Below are 19,986 nucleotides of genomic sequence, written 5' to 3'. Positions count from 1 at the left end.
GGAGAGTCCTGAATGACCCAGATAGACCAGGCCGTGGACATCCGGGAAGGTGAAGAGCTGGACACCGGTGCCGTTGACCGGTTCATGAAACAGGCAATCCCGGATCTGCAAGGCGAGCCGGAGATTCGTCAATATCCGGGTGGCGCCTCCAACCTGACCTACCAGGTGGATTACGGTGATCGCTCTTATGTTCTGCGCCGGCCGCCGTTCGGCAAGATCGCCAAGTCAGCCCACGACATGCTGCGCGAGGCGAAGGTTATGCGGGCGCTCAAGCCGGTCTATCCCTATGTGCCCAACATCATTGCCATCTGCGATGACCACGACGTTCTGGGCTGTGATTTCTATGTGATGGAACGGCTAAAGGGCATCATCCTGCGCCAGGATTTTCCGAAGGACTTTGAACTCAGTGAAGCGGATACCCGCAAGCTTTGCCTGAACGTGATCGACAAGCTGGTCGATCTTCACCGTGTGGATGCCAAAGCCGCGGGCCTGGATAAGCTGGGCAAGGGCGAGGGCTACGTTCAGCGCCAGATTGGTGGCTGGAGTGATCGTTTCCGCAAGGCCCGCACCGACGATGTGGGTGACTTTGAGCAAGTCATGAGCTGGCTCAACGACAAGATGCCGGACGACATTGCCCAGGTGGTGATCCACAACGATTTCCGCTTCGACAACGTGGTGCTGAACCCGGACAACCCGTTTGAGGTCATCGGCGTGCTGGACTGGGAGATGGCCACCATCGGTGACCCGTTGATGGATCTGGGTAACAGTCTGGCTTACTGGATACAAGCCGACGATGAAGGCCCGTTCCAGATGCTGCGCCGACAGCCTACACATCGGCCGGGCATGCTCACCCGCAAGGAGGTGGTCGAATATTATATGGAGCAGTCCGGCTTCAAGGTCGACAACTTCGACTTTTACGAGATCTACGGTCTGTTCCGGCTGGCGGTGATTATTCAGCAGATCTATTACCGCTACTACCACGGCCAGACCAAAGACAAGCGTTTCGCCGCCTTTGGTCACGCCGCCAATTACCTTGAGAAGCGCTGCCAGCGACTGATTGCGGAGAGCTCCCTGTAATGGCGACGGTTTATCTGGTTCGTCACGGCCAGGCCAGTTTCGGCAAGGAGAACTATGATCAACTCTCCGCCACCGGCTGGGAGCAGGGTCGGGTGCTTGGCCGCTGGCTGGCCGGCAAGGTTGAGCCGGCGGCTATTTTCGGGGGCGATCTCGAGCGCCACCGCGAAACCGTTGAAGCCATCGCTACCGGCTACGGATCCAAGCTGCCCGATATGCAGGTGGTTCCCGGCTTCAACGAGTTTGACCACACAACCGTGGTGGCCCGGTATCGTCCGGAGTGGAGTGACCGCGCCGTGATGGCGCGGGATCTTAAAGCATTCCCCAAGCCAGCCAAGGCGTTTCAGGAGGCCTTTGTGCATGCCGTACATCGCTGGGCTTCGGGCGAGTACGACCATGAGTACGAGGAAAGCTGGCCCGACTTCAAAGCTCGTGTTCTCGCGGCTTTCGAGGAGATGATCGAGTACGCCGATGGTGGCGACGTGCTGGTGGCGACCTCCGGCGGACCGATTTCCGTGATTGCCCAGCATCTGCTTGGCCTGGATGACGCACGGGCATTAGGCCTGAATGAAGTGATTGCCAACACCAGCGTCTCGCGGGTCCTGTATTCCGGCCCGCGGCGCAGCCTGGCCGTTTTTAATAACTACAGCCACCTGGAAGCGGATGACCCCGCCCTGGTGACATTCCGATAGTGAGTTGAGGTGAAAGAATGAGCAGCAACAACCTGTTTGATCTGACTGGCAAGGTTGCCCTGATTACCGGCGCCAGCCGTGGCATCGGCGAGAGCATCGCCCGGACCCTGGCCGAGTACGGCGCCCACGTGATTGTGAGCAGCCGCAAGATTGACGGCTGCGAGGCTGTGGCCAGCAGCATCCGGGATGCCGGCGGCAGTGCCGAAGCCTATGCCTGCCACATCGGTGAAATGGATCAGATTGAAAGCATCTGGGCTCACATTGAGCAGACCCACGGCAAGCTGGACATCCTGGTAAATAATGCTGCCGCCAATCCCTACTTCGGCCCGGTTGAAGAGACGGACCTGGGCGCCTTCAACAAAACCGTAGATGTGAATATCCGGGGCTATTTCTTCATGTGTGCCGAAGGCGCGAAAATGATGAAGAAGAGCGGCGGCGGTTCCATTGTGAACGTGGCGTCGGTGAACGGCGTGAACCCGGGCCACTACCAGGGTATCTACTCGGTCACCAAGGCCGCCGTGATTTCCATGACCAAATCCTTTGCCATGGAACTGGGCCAGCAGAAAATTCGCGTGAACGCGCTGTTGCCAGGGCTGACCGATACCAAATTTGCCAGCGCCCTGACCACCAACGAGGCCATCAAGAAGCAGGCCATGGCCCATATTCCCATGAAGCGGGTGGCGGATCCGAGCGAAATGGCGGGTACCGTGCTGTACCTGGTGTCCGATGCTTCCAGTTATACCACTGGTGCTTGCATCAACGCCGATGGTGGTTACCTGACGGTCTGAGGGTAATCTGAGGGTAGGCAGGGGTCAGATGAAAGCCTTCATCTGACCCCTTTTTTGATGAATTCCGGCTTTCAGGCCGGCGAACAGGTCAGTGCTTCAAAGTCACTGTTGAGCTCCACGGCCCGATTCCGGAGATGGGCCAGTGTTGTATCATCACCCGCCAGGATCAAATCGTGCATCAGGGAGGACATGGCAACGCGACTCTCCGCCATCATGGCTTCATAGGCCTCGCCGCGCACCTGATCTGAATTCATGATCAGGTATTCAAGCTCCGACTCAAATGTCGGTTCGTTTCTTCTTTCCAATACCTCCAGCAATGCGAGCTGCCAGTTCCTGCGTCCCTGGAGCCAGATTTCAGTCTGGGCGCCACGATTGGCTGACCATTGCTGCACGATGTCACGTTGCTTGCTGTTCAGCTCCCCCAGCCAACGCTCGACCCGCTCTGCGGTTCTTTCGGCGCGAGCTTCGGCTGTCGCTTCCGGGGAATCGGCCGAAAACTCTTCCTCCATTTCCCGCTGGCTTTGGGCCATGTTGTCCGCCAACTCCCGGACCTGCTCGTCGCTCAGGCTGGAGAGAAGGTTTGTTGCGACCGGAGTTGCCCGTTCCAGAAGACTGGGGAAGAAGCTGAAAAGCTGCTGCTGATGGTATTCGACGGTAGCCTGATCGGGCGGGTTGTCGGATACGTCAGACTCGAGTTCATCCAGCCAGACCTGATAGCGGGGCAGCTCGGCGCTGCAATGCCATTGCCGCAGTTGCTCGATATCTTGGTTGAGCTGTTGTTTCTGGTCGGCCGTGAGTGTCACGTAATCCTCTACCCACCAGACAATGCCCCAATCTGCGTATCGATAAGCCAGCTTGGTCGAACTGCAGCCCGCCAGAGTAGACGCCAGGACCAGAATAAGAACAAGGGGTTTGAGAAAGCCGGGTGTCCTGTATCGGGCAGTATCCATGGCTCACCTGTCTTGGTAAAAAGCCCTATCGAAAAAAGGTTGCAAGCTCATTACTATTTAAACTTCACGTAAAACCAGTGTACGACATATCGCGCCTTTCAGATGCTGCTCCGAGGAGCGCTGGAGCATTTTCAGGAGAAGTCATGAGCAAAATGAGACTTTCACGTCTACGACAGCTTATTTTCGGCTTTTACATGTCCGGGATTATGTCTTTATTGATGTCAGGGGTAATCACCTTTATCAACACGGGCATCGACGGCGAATTTCATTTCCGCTGGGGGCCAGCTTTCCTGGTTGCCTGGGCCGTTGCCTTCCCTCTGGTAACCTTCATCGCGCCCCTCGCCGGCAGGATGACGGCGTTTACCATGCGTCGATTTGAATAAAGCGTACGCCTGTAAGCTTAAATGCAAAAAACTGCAAATCCGTTCTTTCCACCTCCCCGTAAATGATTTCACGCATGATTCAGGGACTGAATTTGTGCAGGTTCGAACCACTTAAATCCTGGTAAACAACCTTCATTAGTGGGGACTTGTAACAATGAATACAAAATACGCTTTACCGATGGTTTTGGCGGGCAGTGTCATGCTGTCCGGGTGTTGGCTGGATGACGATGATGATCCAGCAACCACCAGTGTCCGAGTCCTGCATGCCTCTTCGGATGCACCTGCGGTGAATGTACGGGTTAATGGTAATGTCGTCGTTCCGGGAGCGGATTACAAACAGGCAGCAGTTCTGGCACCCAGTGCCGGTCTTGCTGATATTGCTGTCGATGGCTTGCTGCCGGGCGGTGAGACGGTGACAGTGATTTCTGCCGATGGGGTTTCGCTGCGTTCCGATACCAGCTACGACGTGATTGCAGTCGGCAAAGTTGGTGATGAGACCATTGAACCTCTGATTCTGACTGATGATGGCGCCCGTGATGATGCCAACAGCGCGCGCCTGAGGGTTGTTCATTTGTCGCCTGAGGCCCAGACAGCTGCCGCTGGTCCAGTGGATGTGTACGTTACCGCCTCTGGTGATCCGCTTCCTGCCGAAGCTACCTTTAGTTTTTCCTTCAAGGAAAGTGTAGGGCCCTTGGAGCTTCCTGCCTCAGATGATTATCAGATTCGAGTTACCCCGGCAGGCTCCGATACTGTTGTCTATGACAGTGGCCAAATCGGCTTGCCAGCAGGTTCTGATCTTCTGGTCGGCGCCGTTGACAATACTGGCGCCAATGGCGATGCAAGCCCGATCAGCTTAGTCGTGCTGAACGGTAGCGATGTTGCCGAAATCTTCGACGTGGGCCAGGACGCTGGCGTGCGCGTTGTGCATGCCTCTTCCAATGCACCCAACGTGGATGTCTTTGTTGGCGAAACAGGTCCGGCGGCACTCTCTGACATCCCGTTCGGCAGTGTTTCTCCGTTCGCCTTCCTTGACGGCTATGCTGCTCTTCCGGCCGGCGATACCCGAGTTCGGGTCGCTGCCGCTGGAACCACTCTCAGTGGTGGGCAGGTTGTCATTGACGAGACACTGCCACTCGTCAACGGCCAAGGCTATAGCGTTCTTGCGGTTGGTCAGTTGGAGAACATCGAAGCGCTGGTTGCAGAGGATACTGTTCGCAGCATCGCGACACAGGCCTCTTTGAGAATCGTTCACGCGTCTACTGCGGCCGGCAATGTCGATATCTATCTGGTGCCGGGCACTCAGGACGGTATCGGTAACGCTGATCCTGCTCTGGCAGACGTGCCCTTCAAAGCCGTAACAGATTATCTGCCGATCGCGGATGGCACCTATAACGTCTACATTGCGCCAACAGGTACAGGCACACCGGCGATCACCGCCGAAGGTGTTGAGCTGAATGCAGGTGGCGTGTACACAGTGGTTGCGAGGGATGCGGATCCTGATAATGCAGATCCGGCGTTACAAGCGTTGGGGCTTATTCTGTTCGATGACTTCGTAGGGCAGCCTCAGTAAAGCATGTTGTTACAGCTTTGAATGAGCCCCGGCCAAGGCCGGGGCTTTTTATTGAATACTGGTCTCAGAAGTCCCGGAAGCGGCATGCGAAATAGCCGTACCTGTCGGCGGCCGGAAATGCAGCGAATAAAGTATCCGGTCCAAGACAGCCTGGCCATTCCAGGCCGGATCGTTATTGACCATACCTACGACGGCCCAGGTGGTGTTATTGGAATCCCGGGTGAACCCGGCGATCGACCTCACATTTTCCAGATAACCCGTCTTGATGCGACCCTCGCCATCCATCCCGGTGTTGCGCAGACGGCGGGCCATGGTTCCATCCATGGCGATGATGGGCATGGAAGCCATGAGATCGGCCGAGTAAGCGCTGTTCCAGGCGTGTTGAAGAATCTGTGCGCCTTGGCGGGCAGTAATACGGCCGTGCCTCGTAAGGCCGGCACCGTTGTCGATTACCATGCCGGCGGTGTTAATACCCTTGTCTTCGAGCCATTCATAGATCACCCGAATGCCGGCAACCCGGTCATCGTTCTCATCATCCAGGCGGTTCTCGGCACCGATGGTGAGCAGCAGTTGGCGAGCCATCACGTTGCTGCTCCACTTGTTGATATCCCTCACCATGGTAACCAGATCCGGTGAGGTGGTTTTCATTACCAGCCGTGCATCTTCCGGTGTCACGCCGTTGAGGTCTCCGCCGGAAACAACCACTCCGAGGTCAGCCAGCAATGAACGGATCAAAGAAGCGCTGTACTGCTCATGGGGCAATAGCGAGAGGTAGGTGGTGCTTCTGCAGCCCTGAGGAAGTTCACCGGTTACCCGAACGGTCACCCGATGGTCCTCATGAATTATAGGTTCCCATTCAAAGTTTCTGCGCGAAGGGCAAGGGCCTTCGGCAGTGGCAACCACGCGATTGTCGATAACAACTTCGCCCAGGGAGGGTGTGCTCCAGGCCTGGGTGCCGCGCTCATCGGCGCGCACCTGGAAGTGCATCAGGTTCAGGTTGGTCAGATACGCGGAAGGCTCCACCAGAAAGGGCGCGTGGGGATTGTCGCCGTTGTCTTCAAACGCAGGAAAACCACCGTCCACCTGAAAGTAGGAACCATCAAGGATCAGGTCGCCCTCGATTCTGGTAATCCCCATGCTGCGAAGCTCACTCAGCGTTGTCCAGAGTCGTTCGATGGTGAGCTTCGGGTCGCCGCCAAAGCGGACGTAGAGATTACCTTTGAGGGTGTCGCCAGCCATAACACCGTCGGTCAGGAAGTCGGTGTCCCAGTGGTGATTGGGGCCGAGCACCTCCAGTGCTGCAAAGGTTGTCACCAGTTTCATGATGGAACCGGGGCTCATCAGGGCATCGGCATTGATGTACTGGTTGATGCCGGGGCCATTCAACGGAATGGCCGCCATGCTCATGGCATCCTCATTATGGAGAGACTGAAGCGCGTAATCCTTCAACTGGTTGGACCAGAGGCGAGTGCCGGAGAATCCCGAGTCTTTGTCGTCTGCGGCGACAACGGATGGGCCAGCCGTGAAAGACAGGGCCACAAGCGATGCCAGTACCGACCGCCTGAGTCGAGGATACATTGTTTCGGCTCTTACAGAGCCTGAGCGTCGCATACCCGGGATTAACATGGTCACCATCCAGTGGATTCTTATACTTCCACAATAGCCCATCCTGGCCATTTGTACTATGCAGAAAAGCTCTACATGACGTTAAAAAATGGCAGTAGTGTCGTTGTTTGTATTGAATTTTTGTGACGCGATGTAAGTGCCCTTGTGAATCATGGAGTTAGGTGGGCAAAAATTAACCTTCTGGTTGTCAATGACCCTGTGATCAGATTTTCGGGCGCTTTTTTCGGCATCAGGGTCATGGAATCGGGACCGAAAAGAGCGTTTCCTAGATAACGTGTAACCAAGTGTTCCGAAAATAACAAAAGGAGGGCACCATGATCGGTATTCCATTGGGTCTTTTGACCGCCAATGCCGTGGAATGGGTATTCCATAAACACGTTCTTCATGAGCTGGGCCGAAACCGGGCGAGTTTCTGGTCGTTTCACTGGCACGATCATCACCGCAATGTGCGCCGAAATGGCTTCCTTGATCACGATTATCGTCATCCGCCCCTGACCTGGAACGCCCAGACCAAGGAAGTGGCTGCCCTGGTTGCGGGGGCAGCAGCAGTCACTCCGTTGCTGCCTGTGGCACCATTCTTTGTTGGCACGCTCTATTACAGTGCCTGGAATTACTACCGGGTACATAAGCGCTCACATCTGGATCCGGATTGGGCAAGGGAAAACCTGCCCTGGCACTATGATCACCACATGGGACCGAACCCTAATGCCAACTGGTGCGTAACCAGGCCCTGGTTTGATCACATCATGGGCACCCGGGAGCCAATGGAAAATCGCCAGATTGCGTGATAATGGAGCGGTCTCCAACAGAAGGTTTGTTTATGTCGAATATGCTGTCTCACAATGTTCACGTGCTGGGTTCGGTCGCTACGTCGTCGCTCACGGCCTGGCGCGGTTGCCTGGTCGTCAATAACGTACCCCAGCCGGAAAAGCCCATTGTGCTCTACGATATGGAAGGCTGTCCGTACTGCCGCCGTGTTCGTGAAGCCCTGACGGCCCTGAATCTGGATGTGGAAATCCGGCCCTGCCCGAAAGGTGGTTCGGTTTTCCGGGCCCAGGCGGAGGCACTGGGAGGTCGGCAACAGTTCCCGTTGCTGGCGGACCAGAACACGGGCACGGTGATGTACGAATCCGAGGAAATCATCGAGTATCTGTTCCGGCAGTATGCCGGCCGGTCGGTGCCATCCTACTATCGCGGCCGGGTCTGGCAGCCGGTCTTGGGTTCGGTGGCTTCTGTAACCAGTGCCATGCGGGGGCTGCGGGTGAGCCCTGGCAAGCGTCCGGAGCAGCCATTGCACCTGTGGAGTTTCGAGGGCAGTCCGTTTTCACGTTTGGTGCGTGAGCGGCTGTGTGAGCTGGAGATTCCCTATACCTTGCACAACCTGGGCAAGGAGCACTGGAGTGAGATCGGGCCGGCGAAGCAGCGCATCAAGCCGGGGCCCTATACGCCGATTCCCGGTGGCAAGCGGGATGCGTTTTTCCAGGTGCACAAGCGGGTTCAGGTGCCCTATCTTGAAGACCCCAATACCGGGGAAGGGCTGTTCGAGTCTGCCCGTATTCTGAAATATCTCGATGCTCATTACGGGAACTGATGTGTTGGTAAGACTGTCAGCCATGTAGCTGCCGCCCGGGTGGGTCATCCCTTCGCCAGACACGCCGTAAATACTTCCATGTAGGCTCGGTCGGGCCATCCATGGCCCTCCACGGTCTGGCGAAGGGATGACCCACCCGCGCTGTTTAGGCATTGTGCTATTCGCACTGAAATTTATGTCAGTGGGGGAGCCCATATGGCGAATCGGATCACGCGAAGGAAGTTTCTCATCAGTTCCGGCCTGGCTGGGATTGCTCTTAAATCCCCGGTGCTTTTTGCAAGCACGCCGGGAGCATCCTCTTCATCACCCATCATGCGCCGGATTCCCGGCACGGACGAATCCATCCCAGCAATCGGTATGGGCACATGGATCACCTTTAACGTGGGTGGCGACACGCAGCTGGTTCAACAGCGCACCAGGGTTTTGAAAACCTTCTTTGATCTGGGCGGAACGGTTGTGGATGGTTCGCCGATGTACGGAAGTGCGGCGGACGTGATGGGTGAGGCGCTGAATTCTCTGAACGCCCACGATCGGATTTTTGCCGCCACCAAGATCTGGACCGGCGATGAATCAGAAACCCGGCAGGAGGCGGCGCGTTCGAGCAGGCGCTGGGGTGTTGAGCGGCTCGATCTGTTGCAAGTGCACAATCTGCTGGGCTGGCAGGGGCATCTTGAAACCCTGAAGGAAATGAAGGCCAACGGTGAGGTTCGGTATATCGGCATTACCACGTCCCACGGCCGCCGGCATCGGGAATTCGCACAGATCATGGAGCGGGAGCCGCTGGATTTTGTGCAACTGACCTATAACGTTCTGGATCGCGAGGTTGAGGATCGGTTGCTGCCACTGGCCCGGGAGCGGGGCATCGGGGTAATCGTTAACCGGCCGTTCCAGGGTGGTTCGCTGTTTCGCCGCTTCCAGTCGGAGCCGCTGCCGGATTGGGCCGGGGATGTCGGCGTCAGTAACTGGGCGGAGTTTTTCCTCAAGTACATCATTTCCCATCCGGCGGTGACCTGTGCCATTCCGGCAACGAGCAAGGTCGAGCACATGAAGGAGAATATGGGCGCGCTCTATGGACGGCTCCCGGATGCAGCTCAGCGAAAGCAGATGGCCGATTACGTGAGGTCTCTGTGAGTGGCGCAGACTGGCTAAGCTACTCGCTACAGGATTTCGTGATGTTCGGGCCGCAGGTTTTTCTGCGGCTGTTTGTCCGGATTAATCAGGATCTCTGGCCGTGGCAGTTGCTGGCGGTAGTTGCTGCCTTCGGTATTCCTGCGCTGTTTCTCAGTCAGGGAGAGAGGGCCCGTCGTTTGGCGGTCGGACTGATGGCGCTTGCCTGGGCAACCAGTGGTTACGGGTTTCTGGTGGGCTATTTCGGTCCTATTAACTGGCCGGCGACATGGTTTGGTTGGGCCTTTGTCGCCCAGGGCGCGTTGCTTGCAGTCGCCGCACTTTCAGGACGCGTTCCCGGAAGCAGGCTGCCGGTTGGTAAGTTTGCCGTTCTCTGGCTGCTTGCCGTGTCTGGATTGCCCTGGCTGGCAATGGCTGATTCCGGCCAGTGGGAGGCAGTCGCGCTGTTTGGCATCGCGCCAGGCACCACCGCAGCGGCGGGTGCGCTGGTGGTTGCGCTGATACCCGGGCCCTGGCGTTGGTTTTACCTGCCGCTGCTGGTGTTGTGGAGTCTGTTCTGCGCAGCCATATCGTGGGTGCTGCAAACCTGGTGGTTGCTGGTCACCCCTATAGCTACGCTATTGCTGGCTGGTGCCGGCCTCTGGCTCAGTCCCAGGCCGGCGCGAAGTCCGGATTAGCTATGCGCTCGTTTCGGTCCAGCTCATCAATGGCGCGAATTTCTTCCTCGCTCAATTGAACTTTCAGCGCCTCCAGGTTGGCCTTCTGGTGTGCCGGACGTGTCGAGGAGGGAATAGGTACCACGCCTCTCGAGGCAACCCAGGCAATGGCTACCTGGGCCGGGGTCAGGTTTCGCTCACCTGCAATGCGTTGCAGTGTCTCGTTCTCCATCACCTTGCCGACCGCCAGGGGCATGTAGCCGGTCACGGTGATGCCAAGTTTCTGGGCATGTTCCACAACCTTTCGGTTGGCCAGGAACGGATGCACTTCTACCTGGTTGGTGAAAATGGGGGTGTCACCCAGTATCTCTTTGGCCTCATCCATCTGGGCGCAGGTGAAGTTGGAAATGCCTATGTGTTCGGCCAGGCCTTCACGTTGGGCATCTCTGAGGGCGCCAAGATATTCTTTCATGGGCACTTCATCGCCGGGCGATGGCCAGTGAATCAGCGCCAGATCCACATGGTCGGTTTTCAGGCGTGCGAGGCTGTCGTGCAGGCTGTTGATCAGGTCACTGGCGTGCAGCTGGTCAAACCAGATCTTGGTGGTCAGAAAAATCTCACGGCGCGGAATACCGCTGGAGGTAATGCCATCGCCAACTTCCGCTTCATTCTCGTACATCTGGGCGGTATCAATATGGCGGTAGCCCAGGGATAGGGCGCTCTTGACGGCGTCGCGGGCATCATTGCCCTTAAGCCGGAACGTTCCCATGCCGATTTTCGGAAGTGCGCTGAATGACATAGTGTCCTCCTTAGCGAATCGTGTGTTCTTAAAGTGGTGCCGGCACACTGGTTCTTCAAGTAGCCCACGGGTATCATCCGGCGTGAATTAACCAGTGAACCGAAGCAGTGAGGCCCGGATCATGTACACCGGTCGTTGCCTGTGTGGCGATATCAGTTTCGAATACGATGGCCCGCTGGGCCCGGTGGCCCTGTGCCATTGTAGCCAGTGCCGGCGAGCCCACGGCAGCGCGTTTTCGGCCAGCGCGCCGGTGCAAAAGGTTCGGTTCCGTTTCGTATCCGGCGAAGACAGGATTGCCGAGTTCGAATCACGCCCCGGCAAGTACCGGGGTTTCTGCAGCCGTTGCGGCAGCCAGCTCTACAGCCGTGTCGATGCGATTCCCGGGATTCTCCGTCTCAGAGTCGGTTGCATCAACGAACCCCTGGGCAAGGGGCCGGCTCAACATGTTTTCGTCGGTTCAAAGTCCGACTGGTTCGACATTACCGATGAACTGCCACAGTTCGAAAAGACCGAAAGAACCAACGATCCTCACTGAACCGGCACCATCCGGTAAACCTTGCCCCTCGGCGAATCCGTCAGCAACCAAAGGGCGCCGTCGGGACCCATCCGCACGTCGCGGATCCGTTCGCCGAGATCAGTCAGCAGATCTTCCTCTTCCGTCACTTCCCCGTCCTGGATGCGCAGGCGAACCAGTTTGCGCATCTTGAGCGCACCGACAAACAGATCCCCCCGCCATTCCGGAAACAGATCGCCGGTATAAAACGCCATGCCCGAGGGAGCAATGGACGGGTCCCAGTAGTGCAGTGGCTGGGCCATGCCTTCCTTCTTGGTTTTGTCAGTAATGGGCAGGCCAGAATAGTCGATGCCGTAGGTTATTGTCGGCCATCCGTAATCGGTTCCGGCCCGGATGATGTTGATTTCGTCGCCACCCCGCGGGCCGTGTTCGTGACTCCAGATCTCGCCCGTTTCCGGATGGATGGTCATGCCCTGGATATTGCGATTGCCGGTTGTGTAAAAGGTATCGTTGACACCGCTGGTGTCCAGGAACGGGTTGCCCGGTGCGGGGGCACCGTCGGTTGTGATTCGGTGAACGCCTCCCGCATCGTCAGCATTGTCCTGGGCGCGGTCCATTTCTCCACGGTCCCCCACCGCGATGTAGAGATTGCCGCCCTGGTCGAATTCCATACGACCTGCAAAGTGCCGACTTGTGTTGGAGCGGGGCAGGGCTTCAAAGATGACTTCAACATCGGTAAGGCGATCATTCTCCAGCCGAGCGCGAGCAACACGGGTTGTCATGCCCTCCCGGTTTCGGTGGGCGTAGCTCAGAAACAGTACCTGATTCTGCTGAAAGTCCGGGTGCAGAAGAACATCCAGCAGCCCGCCCTGGCCGGATACAACAAGCTCGGGAACTCCGCTGATGGGGTCATTCAGTAAGGCCCCGTTCCGAATCATTCGCAGCCGTCCTTCCCGTTCTGTCACCAGCATGGATCCGTCCGGCAGAAACGCCAGGCTCCAGGGGTGTTCCAGACCCTGCGCCACGGTTTCCAGTCGGAAATCCGCTTTATCGGAGGAATAGGTCTGGCTTGCCATGATGGGAACCGCAACCAGTAATAAGCTGCAAGTCAGGGCGAGTTGTTTGAAGATACCCATTGGATCCTCCGTTCTTACCGGTGCCATCAGAATATTCAGAGTAGCAGTTGAAGCGGGCTCCGCCGAGCGCCGATACCGCTTCAAGGAGTATAGGGCTCCTTCCGTATTACGGATCAGTGACCGAGCGTTGCAAATAATAATTATTCGCATTAAAGTGAGGCCTGGTGGGTTAGTCAAACGGGAGGAAAGGGAATGGCACCCGAACAGGAAATGATCGAAGGTTTGAAAATTGCAGCAGGCGCCGGTGTGCTTATTGGCCTGGCTGCCATTGGCCTGGCGTTGTCGGCGGCTCTTGGGGCGTGAGTGCAGCGAGTCGTTCCTTGCGATGCACGCCACAGGTGCCGCAGTAGCCGCCCTCCGGCAGCAGGTATTTCAGGCAACACCCCCTGCGTTGTGGGATTGCCGTGGTTTGCTCACCGAACACCGCCGGAATCCAGTCGATGAACTGGTTTGCATCGTTCTGAAATTGCTCCAGCCAGCCTTGCGCCAACTGGCAAAGCGCTTGCGGTTCGACCCGGTTCCACACGGCTGAAAACGGAGCTCCCAGTCCCAGCCCGATACTGCTCCAGTAAGCGCCGGGACTGACCCCCAGCTGGCGACGGAAAACCGGGTACCATTTTGCTGTCAGAGCCCCTGTCGACCGCACAAACATTTCCTCGCCAACCTGCTCCCCACCGGGCACCTGAAACCAGCGGGATGCTGCCTGTGTCTGCTGGTCCGCCGGGCCCAGAAATATACGGTGGGCATCCGGTGCAGGCGCCTGGCCGTCGCGAAAGAGCCTGAGGGTCAGAGGCGCAATGACGCTGAGCGCCAGATCCTGCTGCAGCACAGAAGCAAGCGCGCGCACGGTCCTTGGACCGGTGTTATTCGGGTAGTCGACACCAATCTGATTCAGTAGCAGGGACGGTTGCTCCAGGCATTGGGCCAGGGAGAAGAGACCAGTTCGTACGCCGCCAGAAGCTTGCAGCGCCTCGTTCAAAACCGATTCCCTCTCCAGCCCGGACTGGTCCAGGAGATGGCTGTATTCCCTGGCCCAACGGCCGATCACAGGGTTGCGATCAGGCTCTGCCATGGCGACTCAGCCCCCAAAGGAAATACAGGCCACCGACCAGGGCGGCCAGAAGCCCCGCCGGAAGCTGGTTGGGGTATACAACAATTCTGGACAGGTAGTCGGCCACCCCCAATAACAGGCCCCCGGAAAGGGCAGCCACAAGGAGCTGCCGGCCAACGGTCTGCTGGCCAAGAACGCGGGCGAGGTGAGGAGCGATCAGACCCACAAAACTCAGCGGACCGATCACGACCGTCGCCGAAGCGGTCAGCAGTGCCGCCCAAAGAAGCAAAAGCAGACGCACTTTCGTAACCGGTAAGCCCAGTGAGCTGGCCGATGTGTCTCCCAGGGGAAGAATACTCAGTGGGCGGATAATCACCAACAGGCCAGCTGAAATCAGCACGATGAGCGCCAACAGCCCGAGAGCTTCGGCCTCCGAGACCAGCCAGGTGGAGCCGTACATCCAGTTAAGAAGCTGCGAGGCGACGGTACCACCGGACGCCATGACCAGACGAAGCCCCGCGTCCATAAAGACATACAAGGCGAGCCCGCCAAGCAGGAGCTGGTTGCCGGCAAACCGGTGCTTGCGGGCCAGCAAAATCAGCAATCCCAAAGCGGCTGCAGCACCCAGGGTAGCCGCTCCCAGCTGTCCTGCCCGGCCAATTTCGGCACCGAACAGCACTATCAGGACCATAACCACCGCCGCGCCGCCGCTGATGCCGAGCATCTCCGGGCTGGCCATGGGGTTGCCTGTCATGCGCTGGATCAGTGTTCCTGCCAGGCCGAGGGCCACGCCCGCAAGAATGGCCGCTAGCAATCTGGGGCCGCGCCAGACCCACGCCTCGTGCCACTGGGCGATCGGAGTCCAGCTCCATTCGTCCAGCCCCGGGGACCAACCCATGGAGATAGCGATGGTGCCCAGAAGTAGGGCGGCTATGACTCCGCCAATCACAAAGGTGGAACGTCTTTTGGGCAGGAAACCGGCTGGGTTGTCATCCTGCCCGGGCATATGATGGGTATTCTTCAAGCCCTGCAGGGCCAGAAGGATAATCGGCCCGCCAATCAGGGCGGTGGTCGTGCCGGTTGGCACCAGAGATCCGTCGCCCCAGGTGGAGGCCCAATGGGCGAGGGTATCGGCCAGTAACAGCAGACCCGCACCCAGTAGGCTGCTCCAGATCAGCCGCTCCGACAGTGTACGGGCACCCAGCAATCGTGCCAGCACCGGCGCGGCAAGGCCGATAAAAGCCACGACACCAACCCGGCTGACGACCGTGGCACTCATCAGAACCACCAGGAACAGGGCCAGTACCCGGATCAGACCGACCTGGGCGCCCAGGGATCGGGCAGAGGTCTGTCCCAGTTGCATGACCTGGAGCGGGCGCATAAGCAGGATCATGAATATGGCCAGCAATAATACCCGGGGCCAGAGTTCCATAAACGGCTGCCAGTTATTCTGGACCAGGGAGCCCGCGCCCCAGATAAACAGGTTCCCCAGCCACTCGCCCTTGAGTAACAGGAACGCCATGTTCACGGCGCCCAGGAAAAACGTGACCACCAGGCCGGCCAATATCACGGTGACCGGTGAAAAACCCAGGCGCCAGGTGAGCGCGATCACCAGACCGATCGCCAGCAGGCCGCCGGCAACCGCCACCAGGTCCGGACTGAACGCGCGCAGCCCTGGAAAGAACAGGGTCGCGACCGTTATCCCGAACTGGCCGCCGGCCTCCACGCCCAGGGTTGTTGGTGAGGCAAGGGGGTTGCCCAGAATCTGTTGGGTTACCGCGCCGGCAAGGCCAAGACCAAAGCCAATCAGAACCGCCATGGCAACACGGGGTGCCCAGCTGTGGTGGGCCAGTACCGAGGCGTAGTCGGTGCCTTCGAACGTCCAGAAGGCGGCGATGAGTGCGCCCGGGTCCAGCTGACCAAACCAGGGCGCCGCGCTCGCGAGAAATGCACCACACCAGATCAGGGCGGCCGCCACCGGCAACCTTGCTGGCCGGGTTGGCCGACCGATCCGGCTATTTGCCGCTTCAGCGTACATTGTCTGAACCTCCGGCCAGCAGACCCTCAGCGAGTAACGTTGCCAGTCGCTTGACTGGGAAAACCCCGCCAAACGGCCAGACCGGATCAATCTGGTACACCTGATCACGCTGAACCGGCGGCAGGTAGGTCCAGAAAGGGCTGCTGGCCAGGGTGTCAGACAACCCGGGCAGGGTCGGAGAAATGACAACGATTCGGCTGTCCTGATAGGGCGCAAGGGCTTCAAGCCCGACGACCGAGAATCCCCAGTAGTTCCCGGGGTGCGGCCAGGCGTTCTCAAGGCCCAGGGCGTTCAGGGCGCTCTGGAAAAGGCCGTTGGGTGCGTAGACGCGAACGTGGCGGTCATCCAGGAAGTTCACCAGTGCCACCGGTCGGTCCGTCAGGCCGGCATTCTCCAGCCGACGGCGCTGGGTCTGCAGGGTCTGTTCGATGTCGTTGAGGACAGCCTCTGCACGCTCTTCCCGGCTCAGCATCTCGCCGAGAGTTTTCAGCATGCTGCTGGCCTTTTCGAAAGGGCGGGAGCCCTGCTTGTAAACGCTGACAACGTAGGTGGGCGCAATGCGCTCCAGCATGTTGGCTGCGGGTGCCATCTCGGAACTGGTGACGATCAGATCCGGTTTGAGCTCGGCAATGGCTTCGAGGCTCGGCGCCACCCGTGTGCCGATATTGGCCACACCCTCGGGAAGCTCCGGTTCCTTGACCCACACGTTATAGCCATCGCGATCGGCAACGCCGATGGGCGTGACGCCCAGTAGCAGCAGTGCCTCGGTGGCTGCCCAGTTCAGAGCAATCACCCGTTCCGGCGTTTGATCGAGGGTCAGGGTTCCCTGTTCGTGTTGCCAGCTTGCGGCGCTGGCAAAGACCGGCAGCAGGCTCAACAGCAGTGCCGCGGCGTACCGCCAGAAGTGTTCAGAATTAGTGAACATAGGACACCCACTGCCCTGGCGCCCGTTCCATCACGCCCATGGGGACGCCATAAATGGATTCCAGTATGCCGGAGTCCATGATGTCCCGTGGGCTGCCATCGGCCACCAGCTGGCCGGATTTAAGAGCGACGAGTCGGTCGCAGAACCGCGCTGCAAGATCCACATCGTGCAGTACCACGACAACCGTGAGGTCCCGCTGCTCTGCGAGACGATGGACCAGGCGCAGGGTTTCAACCTGGTGTTTCACATCGAGGGCCGAAATAGGCTCATCGAGCAGCAGACATCGGGTCTGCTGGGCCAGCAGCATGGCAATCCAGGCCCGCTGACGTTCACCACCAGAGAGGGTGTCCACGGAGCGATGCTCGAATTGCTCGAGTCCCGTGTCTTCGATGGCCCGGGTGATCAGCCGGTGGTCTTCCTCGTTGTAACGGCCCAGCGGGCCGCGCCAGGGATAGCGGCCCAGGGCGACCAGCTCGCGAACCGTCAAGCCATCGGTCCCAGGGGGGTGCTGGGGCAGATAGCCGACATTGCGGGCAAACTCCCTCGCACCTGTGCTCCGGAATGGGTTACCCAGAAGCTGTACTTCGCCGGAAGACGGTGCAAGCTGCCGGGCAAGCACCTTGAGCAACGTGGACTTGCCGGAGCCGTTATGTCCGAGCAGGGCAGTCACTTCACCCTCAACGAATCCGAGGTTCACGTTTTGAAGAATGGCGGTGTCGCCAATGCGGACACCAAGATTGGAAACGTCAAAAAAAACAGGCATGCAGGCTCCCGGATTGCTGAGGGCCTGCAGGATAATTTAAATGCGAATCACTATCAATATATATTGCGTTAAACGGCGGCCTGGATCTGGCCGGTCTGTACCCGCCACTGGTTGGCGTAGGCGCCATCCTGTTCGAGGAGCTCCCGATGGGTTCCCTGTTCCAGCACCCTGCCGCCTTCAATCACCGCAATGGAGTCCGCATCAACAATTGTGGAGAGCCGATGGGCAATCATGATCACGGTCCGGTTGTGGCCAATGCGTTTCAGTGACCGTTGGATAGCGGCTTCTGTTTCGTTGTCCACGGCACTGGTGGCTTCATCGAGTACCAGTATCGGCGGATTTTTCAGAAGGGCACGGGCGAGGGACAGTCGCTGGCGCTGTCCGCCCGACAGCCGAACGCCCCGTTCACCAACCGGTGTATCGAGGCCTTCAGGGAGGGCTTCAATGAAGGACCAGGCTTCTGCGGTTTTCGCAGCATCGGTGATCTCGGCGTCGCTGGCCGCCGGATTCCCATAGGCCAGGTTTTCCCGAATGGTGCCCTCGAACAGATAGACATCCTGGGTCACCAGGCCGATTGCTCCGCGCAGGGATCTGAGGCTGAGGTCGCGGATGGGTTGGCCATCGATCCGGATTTCGCCGTTGCTCGGGTCGTAGAACCGGAGCAGCAACTTGATCAGAGTCGATTTGCCGGAACCGGTAGCGCCCACCAGCGCAAGGGTATTGCCGGCTGGCACGGCCAGGCTGATATCCCGGATGCCGGCGCCGCTGGAGGGATAGTGAAAGCTTACTTTATCCAGCTCAACGTCGCCTTTTACCGGCTCCTGAAGAGCCTTGCCTCCTTCATCACGCACATGCACGGGTTCGGCGAGTAGGTCCAGAATCCGGCGGGTGCTGGCCATGGAGCGCTCAAACAGGTCAATGACTTCCGCAAGCCCGGTCAGGGGCCAGAGCAGCCGCTGGGTCAGGAATACCAGCACACCGTAGGCACCCACGTTCAGGCTGCCCTCCAGGGCCATCATGCCGCCGACCGTGAAAGTGGCCAGAAAGCCGGCGAGGATGGCCATCCGGATCACCGGGATAAAGGCGGAGCTGATCCGGATGGCCCGGCGGTTGGCCTCCACGTAGGCTTCGCTACTTTCTTTCAGGCGTCTGGCCTCTCGCTGCTCAGCGGTAAAGCTCTTGATGGTGGCGATACCGCCGAGGTTGTTAGCGAGCCGGCTGGACAGGTCGCCCACCTTTTCCCGCACATCGGCGTAGAGTGGTCCGGCTTTTCGCTGGAAATAGAACGCACCCCAGATAATGAGGGGAATGGGGGTGAATGCGAGCAGGGCAATGAGCGGCGAGAGCACGAAGAATACCGCGCCCACGGCAACCACGGTCACCAATACCTGGATCATGGCGTTGGCGCCGCCATCCAGGAATCGTTCGAGCTGGTTCACGTCGTCATTCATGGTGGCCACCAGTTGGCCGGAACTGCGTGCCTCGAAGAAGCTCATGTCGAGGCGCTGGGCATGCTCGTAGGCATCCTGCCGCAGATCCGACTGCAGTCGCTGGGCGAGGTTACGCCACAGGATCTGGAACAGGTATTCGAACAGGGATTCGCCAGCCCAGATAAAGAAGGTGAGCACGGCCAGAATGGTGATTTGTTCCTGAGCCGTCTCAAAACCCAGACCCGCCACAAAGCTCTCTTCCTGGTTGACGACCACATCGATGGCAACGCCGATCAGAATTTCCGGAGCAATATCGAACAGCTTGTTGATGATCGAACAGGTGGTGGCAGCGATGATCTGCCGGCGATATCCCCGGGCGTATCTGAGCAGGCGGGCGAGGGCAGCAAAACTGCTGGTGGTTTTGTGATCTTGGCTGGACATGGGGCGCTCTTTACAGACTTGAAAGATAAAGAGCGCAAAGGTTAGCTGCTTCGGGTAGAAATTAAAAGAGAATCATTATCAAAGGGGCTGATCCATCGGGTCGTAAGGCATCAAGGCGGTATCGACGGTCATCTCCTGGACTCCCGAGTCAATAGTGAACTCGGAGCCGTCTGGTGCAAGATACTGAGTCTCTGCTATCCAGTCCCTGTCCGCAGCCATGGCGATGGCTGGTGCTGCAATCAGAGTCGGAGCCACTGCGATGGAAAGCGTTGTGCGTTTAATAACGCGATCTCTTCACTGTATGTCGGTACTTGATCTGCGAATGATCGAATGTGGTGTATTGCTCTAATCACCACACCCGACGCCTCTGTCCATCAAGCTAATAAAAAGTTTCGCAAAATAAAGTTTTTAAATGACTCTTAATTCGCTGG

20 protein-coding genes are annotated in these 19,986 nt (G+C 58.3%); 10 read left to right on the top strand and 10 right to left on the bottom strand.

Going from position 1 to position 19,986, the window contains the following annotated elements; translation table 11 throughout:
- Positions 1-12 precede the first annotated feature (12 nt).
- Genes QZ534_RS05095 through QZ534_RS05085 form a run of 3 tightly spaced genes read left to right on the top strand, consistent with a single transcriptional unit; the run spans position 13 to position 2,554 of the window.
- Complete coding sequence (locus QZ534_RS05095) at positions 13-1,077, top strand: phosphotransferase family protein (RefSeq protein ID WP_296932113.1); 1,065 nt, start codon at positions 13-15, stop codon at positions 1,075-1,077.
- Entirely contained in the window at positions 1,077-1,766 is a 690-nt protein-coding gene (locus QZ534_RS05090; RefSeq protein ID WP_296932111.1) for a histidine phosphatase family protein, read from the top strand. Before QZ534_RS05095 ends, QZ534_RS05090 begins: the two co-directional genes overlap by 1 nt.
- Before the next feature lie 17 nt (positions 1,767-1,783).
- On the top strand, positions 1,784-2,554 hold the full coding sequence (locus QZ534_RS05085; protein WP_296932108.1) for an SDR family oxidoreductase: 771 nt from the start codon (positions 1,784-1,786) through the stop codon (positions 2,552-2,554).
- A 71-nt stretch (positions 2,555-2,625) separates the two neighbouring features.
- On the opposite strand, the gene QZ534_RS05080 is transcribed toward QZ534_RS05085, so the two are convergent.
- A complete protein-coding gene (locus tag QZ534_RS05080; protein ID WP_296932105.1) occupies positions 2,626-3,504 on the bottom strand; it encodes a DUF6279 family lipoprotein in 879 nt (292 codons plus the stop codon).
- 143 nt (positions 3,505-3,647) lie between these two features.
- Here QZ534_RS05080 and QZ534_RS05075 point away from each other — a divergent pair, with 143 nt between their 5' ends.
- Positions 3,648-3,887, top strand: a complete 240-nt coding sequence (locus QZ534_RS05075; RefSeq protein ID WP_296932103.1) for a DUF2798 domain-containing protein — start codon at positions 3,648-3,650, stop codon at positions 3,885-3,887.
- A 154-nt stretch (positions 3,888-4,041) separates the two neighbouring features.
- Complete coding sequence (locus tag QZ534_RS05070) at positions 4,042-5,457, top strand: DUF4397 domain-containing protein (RefSeq protein ID WP_296932100.1); 1,416 nt, start codon at positions 4,042-4,044, stop codon at positions 5,455-5,457.
- Positions 5,458-5,505: 48 nt separating this feature from the next.
- On the opposite strand, the gene dacB is transcribed toward QZ534_RS05070, so the two are convergent.
- On the bottom strand, positions 5,506-7,035 hold the full coding sequence (gene dacB, locus QZ534_RS05065) for a D-alanyl-D-alanine carboxypeptidase/D-alanyl-D-alanine-endopeptidase (RefSeq protein WP_296932097.1): 1,530 nt from the start codon (positions 7,033-7,035) through the stop codon (positions 5,506-5,508).
- A 362-nt stretch (positions 7,036-7,397) separates the two neighbouring features.
- Between dacB and QZ534_RS05060 the strand changes: the two genes are divergently transcribed.
- The 4 genes from QZ534_RS05060 to QZ534_RS05045 all read left to right on the top strand — a co-directional run bounded on the left by QZ534_RS05060 (position 7,398) and on the right by QZ534_RS05045 (position 10,479).
- Positions 7,398-7,871: a hypothetical protein gene (locus QZ534_RS05060; RefSeq protein ID WP_296932094.1), complete on the top strand. Its 474-nt coding sequence runs from the start codon at positions 7,398-7,400 to the stop codon at positions 7,869-7,871.
- Between the two features lie 32 nt (positions 7,872-7,903).
- A complete protein-coding gene (locus QZ534_RS05055; protein WP_296932091.1) occupies positions 7,904-8,674 on the top strand; it encodes a glutathione S-transferase N-terminal domain-containing protein in 771 nt (256 codons plus the stop codon).
- 195 nt (positions 8,675-8,869) lie between these two features.
- Complete coding sequence (locus QZ534_RS05050) at positions 8,870-9,805, top strand: aldo/keto reductase (protein WP_296932088.1); 936 nt, start codon at positions 8,870-8,872, stop codon at positions 9,803-9,805.
- Positions 9,802-10,479 carry a hypothetical protein gene (locus tag QZ534_RS05045; RefSeq protein WP_296932085.1) on the top strand — a complete coding sequence of 226 codons (678 nt, stop codon included), beginning with the start codon at positions 9,802-9,804 and terminating at the stop codon, positions 10,477-10,479. The genes QZ534_RS05050 and QZ534_RS05045 overlap by 4 nt, the downstream gene beginning before the upstream one ends.
- On the opposite strand, the gene dkgB is transcribed toward QZ534_RS05045, so the two are convergent.
- Positions 10,448-11,257, bottom strand: coding sequence for a 2,5-didehydrogluconate reductase DkgB (gene dkgB, locus QZ534_RS05040; RefSeq protein WP_296932082.1), 810 nt, complete (start codon positions 11,255-11,257; stop codon positions 10,448-10,450). The two genes, QZ534_RS05045 and dkgB, sit on opposite strands and share 32 nt — an antisense overlap.
- Before the next feature lie 121 nt (positions 11,258-11,378).
- On the opposite strand from dkgB, the gene QZ534_RS05035 reads away from it, so the two are divergent.
- Positions 11,379-11,792 carry a GFA family protein gene (locus tag QZ534_RS05035; RefSeq protein WP_296932200.1) on the top strand — a complete coding sequence of 138 codons (414 nt, stop codon included), beginning with the start codon at positions 11,379-11,381 and terminating at the stop codon, positions 11,790-11,792.
- Here QZ534_RS05035 and QZ534_RS05030 read toward each other — a convergent pair.
- The 7 genes from QZ534_RS05030 to QZ534_RS05000 all read right to left on the bottom strand — a co-directional run bounded on the left by QZ534_RS05030 (position 11,786) and on the right by QZ534_RS05000 (position 19,810).
- Positions 11,786-12,907 (bottom strand): PQQ-dependent sugar dehydrogenase, encoded by a 1,122-nt coding sequence (locus tag QZ534_RS05030; RefSeq protein WP_296932081.1) that lies wholly within the window; start codon positions 12,905-12,907, stop codon positions 11,786-11,788. The two genes, QZ534_RS05035 and QZ534_RS05030, sit on opposite strands and share 7 nt — an antisense overlap.
- 250 nt (positions 12,908-13,157) lie before the next feature.
- Positions 13,158-13,979: a (2Fe-2S)-binding protein gene (locus QZ534_RS05025; RefSeq protein ID WP_296932078.1), complete on the bottom strand. Its 822-nt coding sequence runs from the start codon at positions 13,977-13,979 to the stop codon at positions 13,158-13,160.
- Positions 13,966-15,996, bottom strand: a complete 2,031-nt coding sequence (gene fhuB, locus QZ534_RS05020; protein ID WP_296932075.1) for a Fe(3+)-hydroxamate ABC transporter permease FhuB — start codon at positions 15,994-15,996, stop codon at positions 13,966-13,968. Before fhuB ends, QZ534_RS05025 begins: the two co-directional genes overlap by 14 nt.
- Positions 15,986-16,921: an ABC transporter substrate-binding protein gene (locus QZ534_RS05015; protein ID WP_296932072.1), complete on the bottom strand. Its 936-nt coding sequence runs from the start codon at positions 16,919-16,921 to the stop codon at positions 15,986-15,988. The genes fhuB and QZ534_RS05015 overlap by 11 nt, the downstream gene beginning before the upstream one ends.
- Positions 16,911-17,684, bottom strand: a complete 774-nt coding sequence (locus tag QZ534_RS05010; RefSeq protein ID WP_296932070.1) for an ATP-binding cassette domain-containing protein — start codon at positions 17,682-17,684, stop codon at positions 16,911-16,913. Before QZ534_RS05010 ends, QZ534_RS05015 begins: the two co-directional genes overlap by 11 nt.
- A gap of 68 nt (positions 17,685-17,752) precedes the next feature.
- Positions 17,753-19,555, bottom strand: a complete 1,803-nt coding sequence (locus QZ534_RS05005; RefSeq protein ID WP_296932068.1) for an ABC transporter ATP-binding protein — start codon at positions 19,553-19,555, stop codon at positions 17,753-17,755.
- A 78-nt stretch (positions 19,556-19,633) separates the two neighbouring features.
- On the bottom strand, positions 19,634-19,810 hold the full coding sequence (locus tag QZ534_RS05000; RefSeq protein ID WP_296932065.1) for a hypothetical protein: 177 nt from the start codon (positions 19,808-19,810) through the stop codon (positions 19,634-19,636).
- Between the last annotated feature and the right edge of the window lie 176 nt (positions 19,811-19,986).

The sequence above is a fragment of the uncultured Marinobacter sp. genome (assembly GCF_913055835.1).
Lineage (GTDB): Bacteria > Pseudomonadota > Gammaproteobacteria > Pseudomonadales > Oleiphilaceae > Marinobacter.
The sequence above is the reverse complement of the archived record's forward strand: the minus strand, read 5'-3'. Positions and strand labels throughout refer to the sequence as shown.